The organism is Adlercreutzia sp. ZJ242 (assembly GCF_011038995.1).
GTDB lineage: Bacteria > Actinomycetota > Coriobacteriia > Coriobacteriales > Eggerthellaceae > CAAEEV01.
Genome location: NZ_JAAKEE010000035.1, coordinates 14,503 through 27,631 on the forward strand (window position 1 = coordinate 14,503; position 13,129 = coordinate 27,631).

Below are 13,129 nucleotides of genomic sequence, written 5' to 3' on the forward strand. Positions count from 1 at the left end.
CTCCAAAGATAGCCTGTTGCGGGGCGCTTACGCGTTTCCGCCAGCCTTGCTGATGATTTCTTCCTGAACGCTCTTGGGAACCGGCTCGTAGGAGTCGAACTGCATGGTGTACACCGCGCGACCCTGAGTGCCGGAACGCAGGTCGGTGGCGTAGCCGAACATGTTGCCGAGCGGCACCTTCGCGCTGATCACGTTGGCGTTGCCGCGCTTGTCCTGGCCCTGGATCATGCCGCGGCGGCTCGGGATGTCGCCCATGACGAAGCCGGTGTACTCCTCGGGGGTCTCGACCTCGACGGCCATGACCGGCTCGAGGATGACCGGGTTGGACTTGCGCAGCGCGTCCTTGATGGCCATGGAGCCGGCGACCTTGAACGCAGCCTCGGAGGAGTCGACGTCGTGGTAGGAGCCGTCGATGAGCTCGACCTTCACGTCCTCGACCGGGTAGCCGGCCAGGACGCCGGAGTTCAGCGCCTCCTGGATGCCCTTGTCGATGGACGGGATGTACTCCTTGGGAACCACGCCGCCCACGATCTTGTTGACGAACTCGTAGCCCGCGCCCGGCTCCTGCGGGTACATGTTGATGACCGCATGGCCGTACTGGCCGCGACCGCCGGACTGGCGCACGAACTTGCCCTCGGCGTTGAGGACCTCCTTGCCCGGGCGCTCGCGGTAGGCGACCTGGGGCTTGCCCACGTTCGCCTCGACCTTGAACTCGCGCAGCAGGCGGTCGACGATGATCTCGAGGTGCAGCTCGCCCATGCCGGCGATGATGGTCTGGCCGGTCTCATGGTTGGTGGACACGCGGAACGTCGGGTCCTCCTCGGCGAGCTTCTGCAGGGCGATGGACATCTTGTCCTGCTCGGCCTTCGTCTTCGGCTCGACGGCGATGTCGATGACCGGGTCGGCGAACTCCATGGACTCCAGGACGATGGGGGCGTCCTCGGCGCACAGGGAGTCACCCGTGGAGGTGTCCTTGAGGCCCACGACGGCCACGATGTCGCCCGCGGAGCAGCTGTCGATGTCGACGCGCTGGTTGGAGTGCATCTGCAGCAGGCGGCCGATGCGCTCCTTCTTGCCCTTGACGGCGTTGGTCACGTAGCTGCCGGAGTCGAGCTTGCCCGAGTACACGCGCAGGTAGGTGAGCTTGCCGACGTAGGGGTCGGTCATGATCTTGAACGCCAGGGAGGCGAACGGCGCCTTCGGGTCGGCCGGGCGCTCCTCCTCCTCGCCGGTGTCGGGGTTGGTGCCCTTGATGGGCGGGATGTCGACCGGGGACGGCATGTAGTCGACCACCGCGTCGAGCAGCTCCTGCACGCCCTTGTTCTTGTAGGCGGAGCCCACGAACACGGGGTTGATCTGGCAGGCGATGACGCCCTTGCGGATGGCGGCCTTCAGCTCCTCGACCGAGACCTCCTCCTCCATGAGAACCTTCTCCATGAGATCGTCGTCGCAGTCGGCGGCGGCCTCAAGGAGCTCCTGGCGGTAGAGCTCGGCGTCTTCGGCGAACTCGGCCGGGATGGCGTCCATGGGCTCGGGGTAGGTCATGCCCTTGTCGTCGGCCTTGAAGTCCCACGCGGTCATGGTCACCAGGTCGATGACGCCCCAGAACTTGTCCTCGGCGCCCATCGGGATCTGGGCGGCCACGGCGTTCGCGTCGAGGCGGTCGCGCATGGTCTGGATGGCGTGGAAGAAGTCAGCGCCCACGCGGTCGTACTTGTTGATGAAGGCGATGCGCGGAACGCCGTAGCGCTCGGCCTGGCGCCAGACCGTCTCGGACTGGGGCTGCACGCCGGCGACGGCGTCGAACACGGCGACGGTGCCGTCGAGCACGCGCAGGGAGCGCTCCACCTCAGCGGTGAAGTCAACGTGGCCGGGGGTGTCGATGATCTGGAAGCGATACTCCTTGCCGTCAGCCGCACCGCCGGGGTACTTCCAGAAGCACGTGGTGGCGGCGGCGGTGATGGTCACGCCGCGCTCCTGCTCCTGGACCATCCAGTCCATGGTCGCGGCGCCGTCGTGGACTTCGCCGATCTTGTGAGTCTTGCCTGTGTAGTAGAGGATGCGCTCGGTGGTGGTCGTCTTGCCCGCGTCGATGTGGGCCATGATGCCGATGTTGCGCGTATCCCTCAGATCGATCTTTGCCATGTTCACTCTCACCTTGCCCTAGAAACGGTAGTGCGAGAAGGCACGGTTTGCCTCGGCCATCTTGTACATGTCCTCGCGCTTCTTGATGGACGCGCCGGTGTTCTCGGAGGCGTCGATGATCTCGTTGGCGAGGCGCTCCTTCATGGTGTGCTCCTTGCGCTTGCGCGAGAAGTCGACGATCCAGCGAATGGCGAGCGTGGTGGCGCGACGGGAGTTGACCTCCATCGGCACCTGGTAGGTGGCGCCGCCGACACGCTTGGGCTTGCACTCGAGCGTGGGGCGCACGTTGTCCATGGCCTTCTTGAAGACGGACAGCGGATCCTGGCCGGTCTTGGTCTCCACGATGTCGAACGCACCGTAGACGATGCCCTCGGCGATGGACTTCTTGCCGTCAAGCAGGACCTTGTTGATCAGCTGCGTGACGAGACGGTTGTTGTACTTTGCGTCCGGCTGGGTTTCACGACGGACTGCTGCTGCACGACGCGGCATGTACTAACTCCTTTTTCCTCTGCGCGCTTCGAGGCCGCTTTCCTTCGGCCCATTAGGCTTCGCCTGCCGCCGGCCTCCTGCCGGCGCGGCGCTTCTCTTAGCCCGCGCGACTTAGCGATTACTTATTTGGGGCGCTTGGCGCCGTAGCGGCTGCGAGCCTGACGACGCTTGTCAACCGACGCGCAGTCGAGGGCGGCGCGAATGACCTTGTAGCGAACGCCAGGCAGGTCCTTCACACGGCCGCCGCGGATGAGCACCATGGAGTGCTCCTGCAGGTTGTGGCCCTCACCGGGGATGTAGGCGGTGACTTCCATGCCGTTGACGAGGCGCACACGGCAGACCTTGCGCAGAGCCGAGTTCGGCTTCTTCGGCGTGGTGGTGTACACGCGAGTGCACACGCCGCGCTTCTGCGGGTTGCCCTTGAGTGCCGGCGTCTTGGACTTGTCAGCCGTCTTCTTGCGGCCCTTGCGGACCAACTGGTTAATAGTAGGCAAGACTCATTCCTTCCTTTTTCTACCGACTGCGGCCCCTCGCCTTGGGCTCGAGGCCGCATGCCCTCGTCGCTGCCGCCTCACAAACAGCAGCGGCGAAGTGCGTGAAAACTAACGCCTCTTTGAGACGCGAAGTGGTATATTATGCGCCTTTCGCCAGCTTGTCAAACGCCACGCACCCGGGAGTATCCATACCCCGGGAAGCGGAAACGCGCAGGTCAGAGGAAGAGTTTGCGCCCTGTGACGAGACGCGCGGCCGCCCGGCGATTTTTTTTCGAGAAAATTACCACGCCGGGCGGCGCGCTAGCGAGCACGCGAGGGCTCGTTAGCGGGCGTACTCGGCGATTATGGCCTCGACGTAGCGGGCGGACCCCTCGAGGTCGCGCACGGCGATGTGCTCGTCGCAGGTGTGGAAGTTCGTCATGCCGATGCCGAGCGTGATGGCACAGGCCCCCTTGGTCGAGAGCACGTTGGCGTCGGCGCCGCCGCCCGACAGGGCGAGCCGCGGCTCGAGGCCCGCCGCCTTCGCAGCCCTGGCCAGGCTGGACACGATGGGCGCGTCCTCGCTGAAGAGGATGCCCGGGTAGTCGACCGTCCAGCTCACCTCGACCGCGCCGCCGAAGCGGGCCGCCGCCTCCTCGCACGCGCGCGTCATGGCGTCGCGCTGGGCGTTCACGCGGTCCTCGAAAAGCGAGCGGCACTCCCCCTCGACGCAGCAGCTCTCGGGGACGATGTTCACCGCCGCGCCGCCGCTGACGACGCCGACGTTGGCGGTGGTGTGCTCGTCGATGCGCCCGAGCGGCATGCTCGCCACGGCATGCGCGGCCATCTGGATGGCGCTCGCCCCCGCCTCGGGCTCGACGCCCGCATGCGCCGCACGGCCCGTGAAGCGGGCGCGCAGCGTGTAGTGGAAGGGCGCGCCGACGATGATGGAGCCCGGGCGCCCGTCGGCGTCGAGCACGAAGCACGGCACGGGATCGGGTTCCGCAAGTGTTTCACGTGAAACATTCGTTCGCTCGTCCGCCATCGCGGCGGCGCGGGCGAAGACGTCGGGGGCGAGCGCGGAGGCGCCCAGCAGGCTCTGCTCCTCGCAGGTGGTGAGCACCACCGTGAGGTCGGGGCGCGGGGCGCCTGCCTCGAGCGTCGCGCGCACGCCTTCGAAGATGGCCGCGATGCCGGCCTTGTCGTCAGCCGAGAGGATCGTCTCCCCCGCCGAGCAGATGACCTCGACCTCCCCCTCGGCGCCTTCGGCGCCCTCGCAGCCGCACGCCGCCGCCGGGCGCGCCTCGATCACCGGGCGGATGCCCGCGCACGGCACCACCGTGTCCATGTGGGCCGAGAACGCGATGTGCCCCGGCGCGGTGCCGCGCAAATGGGCGACGAGGTTGCCGACCTCCGAGCCCGTCACCTCCGCCGAGTCGTCGAACGCCACGGCGAAGCCCATGCCCTCGAGCTCGCGCGCGCAGAAGTCGGCCATCGCCGCCTCGTGCCACGAGGGGCTCTCGACGGCGGTCATGGCGAGGAACGAGTCGAGCAGCCGCTGGGGGTTCATGACGGCGCTCCCCTACCCGAGGATCTTCGCGGCAACCTGCTTCTTGCGCGAGAGGATGCCGGGCATCCAGGTGCCGCCCTCGCCCGTGCACTCGATGCCGAACACGCGGTTCACCACGCGGCGGTTGCCCTCGCAGATGAACTGGCTGCCCTCGGCCACGATGTCGGTCACCATGAGCAGCACGAACTCGTAGCCGCTCGCCTCCAGAAGGGAGCGCATGTGCTCGCGGATCTCCTGCTCGCGGCTCATGACGGCGGCCAGGTCGACCGTCTCGTGCTGCGCGATGAGCACCGTCTTGTCGCCGAGCAGGAATTCCTTGGAGTCAGCTTCAACAAGATCCTTCACCGGCATGTCGTCCTCGCCGCCGCGCGTGCGGAACACCTGCAGGCCGAACTCGGTGGGATCGGTGCCGATGATCTCGGCCAGATACGCCACCTGGTCGCTGTCGACCTGCGTGGCCGTGGGCGACTTGAGGATCACCGTGTCGGTCATGATGGCCGACAGCAGCACCGCCGCGATGTTGCGCGGGATCTCCACGCCGTGCTTGCGGAACTCCATGGTGACGATGGTGGCCGTGGAGCCCACCGGCAGGTTCAAGAACTGGATGGGATTCGAGGTCATCACGTCGGCGATGCGATGGTGGTCGATGATCTCCACCACGTCGGCCTCCTCGATGCCGGGCGCGGCCTGGCGCGTCTCGTTGTGGTCGACGAGCACGACCTTGCGCCGCGGGCCCGTGGCGATGTCGGAGCGCGTGACGATGCCGATGCAGAAGCCGTCGTCGTCGATGACCACGCCTTCGCGGAGCTCGCTGGAGATGAGGTCCTCGACGGCGTCCTTGAGCAGGCCCTCCGCGTCGAGCACGAGCACGTTCTCCTCGGTGAGCTCCCTCACGCGCTGCCCGAGCGACTCGATGAGCGAGGCCGCCACGGCCATGGAGTTCGTCTCGCCCTCGTCGAGCAGGTCGGTGGCCGAGATGTAGCGGTTCGCGATGGCGCGCGTGGCGATGAGGCCGCGGAAGGTGCCGTCGTCGTTGGTGACCACGAGCGAGCGGATGTTGTTCTGACGCAGCAGGCGGCCCGCCTCGAGCACCGTGGCGTCATGGTTGATGGTCACGAGGTTGGTGGTCATGACGTCGGCGATGCGCGCGTGCACGTGCGGGATGATGCGGGGGGCCGGGATGCCGTTGGCCTCGAGCACCCACTCGCTCTCAGGCGGCAGGGGGCCTAGGCGGGCGGGCAGGTAGGTGACCTCGTCGGCGCGTCCCTCGCGCCGGGCGAGCTCGTTCTTCAGGTACGCGTAGCCGACAGCGGCGCAGATCGAGTCGTTGTCAGGGTTGCGGTGTCCAACCACGATAACCGGTGATGACAATGCAGTGCTCCTTGTTGAATCTAGTCGTTCTCGGGCTCGCAGCCGGCGAGGCTAGCCGATCTTCACGATGGGCGCGTAGTCCTTGAGAAGCTTCTTGGTCTGGCCGGTCTTGACGAACTTGACGTGCAGTGTATCACCGTCGACCCTGGTCACCTTGCCGCGACCGAACGTTTTATGGTCAACGGCGTCTCCCACGGCGAACGTTGCCGCAGCTCCCGACTTCCTCGAGGCCGCCGAGCCCGCGCCCGATGAGAAGCTGCCGTGGCCCGAGCGGCCCGCGCGCGACCGGTCGGCGCGGCCCGCCGAGCCCGACGCGCTCGAGCGCCCGAACACGCGCCCCTCGCCCGCCTCCGCGCCCGATCCCGCGATGCCGCGGCGGCTCCCGCGCTTCTCCCAGCCCGTGCCGGAGAAGCCCGCCGAGCCCACGCCGGACGTGCGGCGCAGCTCGGAGGGAATCTCGGAGACGAAGCGCGACGTGGGGTTCGCCGAGGTCTGGCCGAAGATCTGGCGCTGCTGGGCGCACGTGAGGAAGAGCTTCTTGCGGGCGCGCGTGATGGCCACGTACGCCAGGCGGCGCTCCTCCTCCACCGAGGCCGCGTCGCCCACCGAGTTCATGTGCGGGAACAGCGTCTCCTCCATGCCGGCCACGAACACGCAGTCGAACTCGAGGCCCTTCGACGAGTGCACCGTCATGAGCGTGACGGCGTGCCCGTCCTCGGTGACGGTGTCGAGGTCCGTGCGCAGGCGCACCCACTCGATGAAGTCGGCGAGCGAGTCGCCGCGCAGCACGCGCACCGGCTCGGCGTCGGGGTCGGGGGCGGCGGCGGGATCCGCATCCGCCAACGCGCCCGTCAGCGTACCCGCATCTGCGTCCGCCAACGCGCCCGCGTCCCCCAGCATGCCCGCGCCCGTCAGCGCGCCCGCACCCGCGCCCGCCGTGGGCGCCGCGTAGTCCGCGTCGTCGGCGTCGTGCGTCTCGGAGAACTCGTCCACCACGCCCATGAACTCCTGGATGTTCTCCACGCGCCCGCGCGCCTCGTCGGTGCCCTCGGCCTCGAGCGCGCTGACGAGCCCCGCCTGGTCGACGATCATCTCGATCACGCGGCGCAGCTCGCCCGAGTACGTGCGCGCCGTCTTGATGAGCTGCACGAACTCGCCCACCGACTTGCGCGTGGACACGCGCACCTCCGGGTCGGCGAGCAGGAGCTCGGACGCCTCCAGAAACGGCATGCCCATCTCGCGCGCGAACTGCTCGATGCGCTCGACGGTCGTGCGCCCGATGCCGCGCTTGGGCACGTTGATCACGCGCTTGGCGGCGATGTCGTCGGCGGGGTTGATCACCAGCGTGAGGTAGGCCATGACGTCGCGGATCTCCGCGCGGTCGAAGAACCGCGTGCCGCCCACGATGCGGTAGGGCACGCCCGCGCGCAGCAGCATGTCCTCGAGCATGCGCGACTGGGCGTTCGTGCGGTAGAACACGGCCATGTCGTCGTAGCCCATGCCCTCGCCGCGGCGCTTCTCGATCTCGCCGGCGATCCAGCGGCCCTCGTCGCGCTCGTCGGTGGCCATGTACACGTTGATCTTGTCTCCGTCCTCCGCGGCCGTGAACAGGTGCTTCTGCTTGCGGTGCTGGTTGTTCGCGATGACCGCGTTCGCCGCGGCGAGGATGTTGCCCACGCTGCGGTAGTTCTGCTCGAGCTTCACCACGTGCGCTTCGGGGAAGTCGCTCTCGAACTCGAGGATGTTGCGCAGGTCGGCCCCGCGCCAGCTGTAGATGGACTGGTCGTCGTCGCCGACCACCATGATGTTCTGGTGCGCGGCGGCCAGCAGCATGGTGATCTCGTACTGCGCGTGGTTGGTGTCCTGGTACTCGTCCACCATGATGTAGCGGAAGCGCTGCTGGTAGGCGTCGAGCACGTCAGGGTGGTTCTTCAGCAGCAGGTACGCGTAGAGCAGCAGGTCGTCGAAGTCGAACGCGTTCGCGGCGCGCAGGCGCTCCTGCAGGCGGGCGTACACGCGCGCGGCCACCTTCCCCACCGGGTCGAGGGCCTGCTTCTCGAAGTCTCCGGGCACGATGAGCTCGTTTTTCGCCTGCGAGATGCGGTTCATGAGCGCGTTGACGGGGAAGCGCTTCGGGTCGACGTCGAGCTCGGCCATGATCTCCTTGTACAGGCGCTTCAGGTCGTCGGTGTCGTAGATGGTGAAGCCCTTGGTGAAGCCGATCCGCTCGGCGTCGGCGCGCAGGATGCGCACGCACATGCTGTGGAAGGTGGACACCCACATGCCGCGCGCGCTCGGGCCCACGAGCGCGCCGAGGCGCTCGCGCATCTCGGCGGCGGCCTTGTTGGTGAACGTGATGGCCAGGATCTGCCACGGGTAGACGCCCTGCTCGATGAGGCGCGCGATGCGGAACGTGAGCACGCGCGTCTTGCCGGAGCCGGCGCCCGCCAGCACGAGCAGCGGGCCTTCCGTGGTGAGCACCGCCTCGCGCTGCGGGGCGTTGAGGGTGTCGAGGTCGAGGGGCATGGGCGTCTTCCTTCGCGTTCGTCTCGTGATCTGGTTCAGGGGATGACGTACTATTCTAGCGCTTTCGCGCCCGCCTGTGGCGAGCGGGCGCCGCGCGCGCAAAGGAAAACCGACTCGGCAGGCGCATGCGCCATCCGCTCAATCATGACGCTTCCGATGTCTTCTTCTGCGTTTGCGAGAGCTCCTGCCGTCGCTTGCCACCTTGCCACAGCTTGCGTCCGCGGCCGCCTAAACCGCCTCAAGCTGCTCAGTTGCCTGCTTGAACAGCTCCGGGGACCAAAGGACCAGCGAAGACCCGTCGGACAAGAACGGCTCCACATCGCGGGCGGCTGCCTTGTAGTCGATGCCGTCGAAACGGTCGGCCAGCAGCTGGCGCAAGCGCTCCACGGTGAGCTTTTCCCGGGAGTCCCAATGGCCCGTCTGCGCAAGGCGCTCCTGGAGGTGCGGCAGGTTCACCTTCGCGCCGCGCGCGAGATAGAAGAGGTAATCATAAAGGTCGCGGCCCTTGACGCGGTTCTTCCAGCCACGGCACAAGACCGCGTGGATCTTGCCGGCGAACAGGGACGGCCGGTCGTACAGGTTCACCTCATAGGGCGCGGGCAGCAGCCGGTAACGCCGCTCGAAGGTCGCGAGCGCCGGTGGGTTCACGTCCACCTCGAACTTGATCTTTATCTTCTCGTCTCGCGGAACGCCCGCCGAAAAACTCTCCTGGGGGTAGAAAAGGAGCAGATGCTCGCGCGTGTTCCCCTTGAGAAACGCCGACTGTATGTCGGAACCTGCTTTCACTCAAGAGCGGAGTTCATAACGGGCCTTCCTTTCCAAGTACTTGGCCAGCTTGCCAATGTTCGTGCTGCGGTATCGCCCGACAAGATCGGCTATGGCCCGGGAGTCCAAGTCGCGAAGCTCTGAGGGCTCGAGGCGGAGGTCGTCGAAGAGGAGGGCCTCGAGCTCGCGGTAGTTGGCAACGGGAGAGCGAAGCCAAAGCGTGTCGCACAGGGCCTTCTCGGGACTCGCGATGCGATAGGCGTAGTCGCCCTCTACGACCACTTCGACCCCCCAGGGGAAGGCGCGCGAGGGCACGTCGTGGAAGGTGAAGGTGCCGAAGGGAGTGTCGTAGCGCTTGGCCTTGCCCTTTTCGAAGGTGGCGCTCGTCACGACGGGCACGGCTTCGGGAATCATGCCGCGACGGGCGAGCGCGTATTCGAAGGAGATGTACGACGGACCGTAGATGCTCGCCGCCAGGTATTCGGGCGGCGTCGAGGCGTCGGTTTCGTAAAGGCCCTTCACGATGCGCGTGAGTTCGCCATCCCTCGCCATGCGGGCAATCTTGTTCTTCGGCGCTCCGTAGGAGGACAGTTTTTCTTGGAGCATTTTTGCTGTCATGAGCATTTATTTTCACCTCAAAGTTGCATTATACGCAACTTTGAGGTGAAAATATGGCAGTTTCTGTGCGCTTTTTGGAACATCATTGCGCGATTCCATCTATAGAGAGAAGGGCCTGGTCGACCCGCTGCGGCTCGGCTGACGAATGAACCGCCCCGCCTCTTGCGGGTCCGATTTTCCGTTTCGCCAGGCAAACGCCAGCGCCCTCCTTGACGCCGAAAGCCCACCGCGAGCGCCGAGGCCTTCCCGCGCTCCTCCTTGAGGGCCTGCGCGATGGCGCCGTAGGTGGTCAGCTCGCCGTAGGGTATCTCGAGCAGCTTCTGCCAGACCGCTTGCCGGAACTCGCTCCCGATGGGTGCCAAGGGCATGCTCGCAGGGTCGGGTCGTTCGCCGGCGAAGTAGGCGTCGAGCCATGCGCGCAGCTCGGCGAGCCCGCCGGCCTCGTCGCTTCGCACCATCTCTTCGGACACGGTGGCTCCATGGTACTTCTGCCCCTCAAGCCAGAGCCCACACACGGCCACGCCGTCGCTCGCGATGGTGAGCTTCCCCACGGGTGAGTCGTATTCGCTGTAGCTGAGGTTGCGCTTCGCGCGAAGCCGATCCGCTCCATCCCGAGGGGGTGTTCGCTATGAGCTTCAAGCGTTCGGGCTGTTACGTAGCTGCAGGATTGGGCCTTCTGGCAGTAGTCGCGCTTTCCGTGTTCTCGATCGGGGTCGCTGCCGAGCTGGAGGACATGCGCCAAGGAGCCGTCGAAGGCTTCGAGCTCAGAGGCACGTATCTGGAGCCCGGGCAAAACAGCGGGAGATTCCTGAGCTTCGCAGAAGGCCAGGAGGATCAGGGCGAGCTGTCATGGCAGGCCCAGGACGAAAGCGGGGCCCGCGCTTCCGGGCGCGTCGAGAGAACCCCGGACCCGAACCTCTATGTCTTGATCGACTCAGACGGCAACGAGGTCGGCTGGGCGCACCTCGCCTACTCGAACGGCAAAGCCGAGGGGACCCTGTTCGTCAAGTACGGCATGCGCGACATAGCCGAGCTGAGCAAGTACAGCCGAACCCCCATGATCGAGTAACGCCCTGAAGAACGCTCTGCCGAGTAACGCCGGCTTTTCCGGTGCTTGCGCGATAACCCCAGCATGCCCAAGAATCACGTCAGACGGCACGCACCGCGGACCAGACGGCGCGATGGAGCAGTAGCTGCCGGTCCTCGCGACGCCGATGTGACGCTGCGCCCAGATGTAGAGCACGATGCTCAACCTGTAGGAGACGACGCCGACCCCCGCAAGCTGCGGCGCGCCTCCCCATCGCTTATAATCTCCCGACAGAAACAACGGCAGCTTAGAAACATGAGACGATAACGGTGCTTTTCAACGCGGTCTTGCATACCATGACCATCTTCTTCGCGATCCTGCTCGTAGGGTTCGTCGCAGGAAAAGCGGGCGTGATCAAGAAGGACTTCATGCCCGGCTTCGCGCGCCTCATCACCAAGGTGCTCCTCCCGTGCCTCATCTTCTACGCGACGGTCACGGGATGCACGCGCCAGGCCATGGCCGACAACCTGCCCATGCTCGGCCTTTCCGCGGGCTTCTACGCCCTCATCGTCTGCATCACGCTGCTCTCGGCGCTCCCCACGATGACCATAGTCCCCATGATCGCGTCCCAGCGAGGCGACTTCGGCGACTACGCCGCGGGCATCACCGTCGGCACGCTCGTCTTCTCGCTCGTCACCATCCCGCTCGTCACGTTCTTGGTGCTGTGACGCGTGACGCTGCGACGACCAGGTCCCGAATGCCCTGGAGGCGCCTGGGATTCACAGCCGACCACGAGCGGAAAACCCCGCGACGAGGCGAAGAAGTTCGCCGCGCGCGCAAAGGAAAACCGACTCGGACGGCAACGAGGTCGGCTGGACGTATCTTGCCAACGCGAGCCGCTTCAGAGCGAACGAGGCAACCCCCTACGCCGTTGCCAAAAAAAGGGAGAAGCCGAGCATTGTTCACGCGATTCAGCATAAACGGCGTCACCGCCCTTCCAGACGCAGCTCGTCTAGCTCATGCAGAAACGCCGCAAGCTCTCAATGCCCTCTTGCATGGCGCCGTCGCTGATTGAATAATGCATCCAGCGCCCCTGCTTTCGCGCGTTGACCAGGCCCGCATCCTTCAAGATCTTCATGTGGTGCGAGAGAGTCGGCTGCGTAATCTCCAGCTCATCGAGTATGCGGCATGCGCAAAGATCCTCCTTCGCAGCAATGAGCTCCAGTATCCGAAGCCGGTTCTCGTCTCCGAGTGCTTTGAATAGCAATGCTGTCTTCTCTAGATCCATAGTTCCCAACTTGATTCATCGATTTGGAATTGATGCTTGTCTATATATTGTTCCAGAATCGGATCATCGTCAAGAGCCATCGCTCATCTCTAGTGCTTCATCCCGAGAATCATACCATCTTCTGCCCAAAGCAAGCGATGCGTTCACTAACAGAATCAGTGCAGGATGATTATTTGCAACGATTAGCCACGTTTGTTTCGGGTGCAGCCGCATTGCCGATTTCGCATGCAGCCGCACCCGTTTTCAACTTGAGTTACGTCTAGTTCTTTGGCGATGTAAGCTCTCTCATGTTCACTTCACCAGTAAGCAGGGTCACGGCGTTGTGAACTATCCTATCCATAATGGCATCTGCGTGGGTTCCACCGCCGAGCCGTGCATGCCAATCCTCCACACGGTACTGAGAGCACCATATCGTCGACGACTTGTCGTGACGGCGGTCGACGAGCTCGAGGAAGAACCTCATCTGGTCGGGGTTCAACGGATCCATGAGCCACTCATCGACGACGAGGACCCTGTAGCGCGCATACTTCTTCAATATCCTCGATTCGGGAACGCCGGCGGCCAAGTCTTCCTCGCGCGACATCAGCAGGTCGGGCATGCGCACGTAGAGGGTGTTCATGCAGTGCTTGCATGCCTGGCGGCCGATCGAGCAGGCGAGAAAGGTCTTGCCGGTCCCGGTGTAGCCGACCACGATGACGTCGGTGGCCGACTCCACAAACTGGCAGGTCCTGAGGCCGTTGACTGTGTCGCGGGAAAGGGGCCTGCCGTCGTAGACGACGCCGCTTATGTCGGCATTTGCTATGCGGAAGTGTGCCCGCTGGAGCAGGCGCTTAACGCCGGCGTTTTCCTTCTCCTGC

At 65.2% G+C, this 13,129-nt stretch carries 13 protein-coding genes and 1 pseudogene; 2 read left to right on the plus strand and 12 right to left on the minus strand.

Features of this window, described 5'->3' with window-relative positions; all coding sequences use genetic code 11:
• Positions 1-27: 27 nt before the first annotated feature.
• The 10 genes and pseudogenes from fusA to G7Y49_RS12365 all read right to left on the minus strand — a co-directional run.
• Positions 28-2,145, minus strand: coding sequence for an elongation factor G (gene fusA, locus G7Y49_RS08600; RefSeq protein WP_165172941.1), 2,118 nt, complete (start codon positions 2,143-2,145; stop codon positions 28-30).
• Positions 2,146-2,163: 18 nt separating this feature from the next.
• Entirely contained in the window at positions 2,164-2,634 is a 471-nt protein-coding gene (gene rpsG, locus G7Y49_RS08605; RefSeq protein WP_165049794.1) for a 30S ribosomal protein S7, read from the minus strand.
• A 122-nt stretch (positions 2,635-2,756) separates the two neighbouring features.
• Positions 2,757-3,128 (minus strand): 30S ribosomal protein S12, encoded by a 372-nt coding sequence (gene rpsL, locus G7Y49_RS08610; protein WP_165049765.1) that lies wholly within the window; start codon positions 3,126-3,128, stop codon positions 2,757-2,759.
• A 322-nt stretch (positions 3,129-3,450) separates the two neighbouring features.
• On the minus strand, positions 3,451-4,677 hold the full coding sequence (locus G7Y49_RS08615; RefSeq protein ID WP_165172942.1) for a M20/M25/M40 family metallo-hydrolase: 1,227 nt from the start codon (positions 4,675-4,677) through the stop codon (positions 3,451-3,453).
• Between the two features lie 12 nt (positions 4,678-4,689).
• Positions 4,690-6,048 (minus strand): putative manganese-dependent inorganic diphosphatase, encoded by a 1,359-nt coding sequence (locus G7Y49_RS08620; RefSeq protein ID WP_165172943.1) that lies wholly within the window; start codon positions 6,046-6,048, stop codon positions 4,690-4,692.
• 51 nt (positions 6,049-6,099) lie between these two features.
• Entirely contained in the window at positions 6,100-8,574 is a 2,475-nt protein-coding gene (locus tag G7Y49_RS08625) for an ATP-dependent helicase (protein ID WP_165172944.1), read from the minus strand.
• A 228-nt stretch (positions 8,575-8,802) separates the two neighbouring features.
• Positions 8,803-9,360, minus strand: a complete 558-nt coding sequence (locus G7Y49_RS08630) for a nucleotidyl transferase AbiEii/AbiGii toxin family protein (RefSeq protein ID WP_165172945.1) — start codon at positions 9,358-9,360, stop codon at positions 8,803-8,805.
• On the minus strand, positions 9,361-9,963 hold the full coding sequence (locus tag G7Y49_RS08635) for a hypothetical protein (RefSeq protein WP_165172946.1): 603 nt from the start codon (positions 9,961-9,963) through the stop codon (positions 9,361-9,363).
• A gap of 11 nt (positions 9,964-9,974) precedes the next feature.
• Positions 9,975-10,325 carry an MGMT family protein gene (locus tag G7Y49_RS08640; protein WP_255465932.1) on the minus strand — a complete coding sequence of 117 codons (351 nt, stop codon included), beginning with the start codon at positions 10,323-10,325 and terminating at the stop codon, positions 9,975-9,977.
• A 6-nt stretch (positions 10,326-10,331) separates the two neighbouring features.
• Positions 10,332-10,523: pseudogene (locus G7Y49_RS12365) on the minus strand (cysteine methyltransferase); the annotation flags it as partial.
• A gap of 62 nt (positions 10,524-10,585) precedes the next feature.
• Here G7Y49_RS12365 and G7Y49_RS08645 point away from each other — a divergent pair.
• Together G7Y49_RS08645 and G7Y49_RS08650 are read left to right on the plus strand one after the other, a co-directional pair.
• Positions 10,586-11,026: a hypothetical protein gene (locus tag G7Y49_RS08645; protein WP_165172949.1), complete on the plus strand. Its 441-nt coding sequence runs from the start codon at positions 10,586-10,588 to the stop codon at positions 11,024-11,026.
• A gap of 314 nt (positions 11,027-11,340) precedes the next feature.
• A complete protein-coding gene (locus G7Y49_RS08650) occupies positions 11,341-11,712 on the plus strand; it encodes an AEC family transporter (RefSeq protein ID WP_165172951.1) in 372 nt (123 codons plus the stop codon).
• 284 nt (positions 11,713-11,996) lie between these two features.
• Here G7Y49_RS08650 and G7Y49_RS08655 read toward each other — a convergent pair whose 3' ends face one another.
• On the minus strand, positions 11,997-12,272 hold the full coding sequence (locus tag G7Y49_RS08655; protein ID WP_165172953.1) for a helix-turn-helix transcriptional regulator: 276 nt from the start codon (positions 12,270-12,272) through the stop codon (positions 11,997-11,999).
• A gap of 259 nt (positions 12,273-12,531) precedes the next feature.
• Positions 12,532-13,129, minus strand: a 598-nt coding sequence (locus G7Y49_RS08660) for an ATP-binding protein (protein ID WP_165172955.1), incomplete at its 5' end; no start/stop codon positions are given.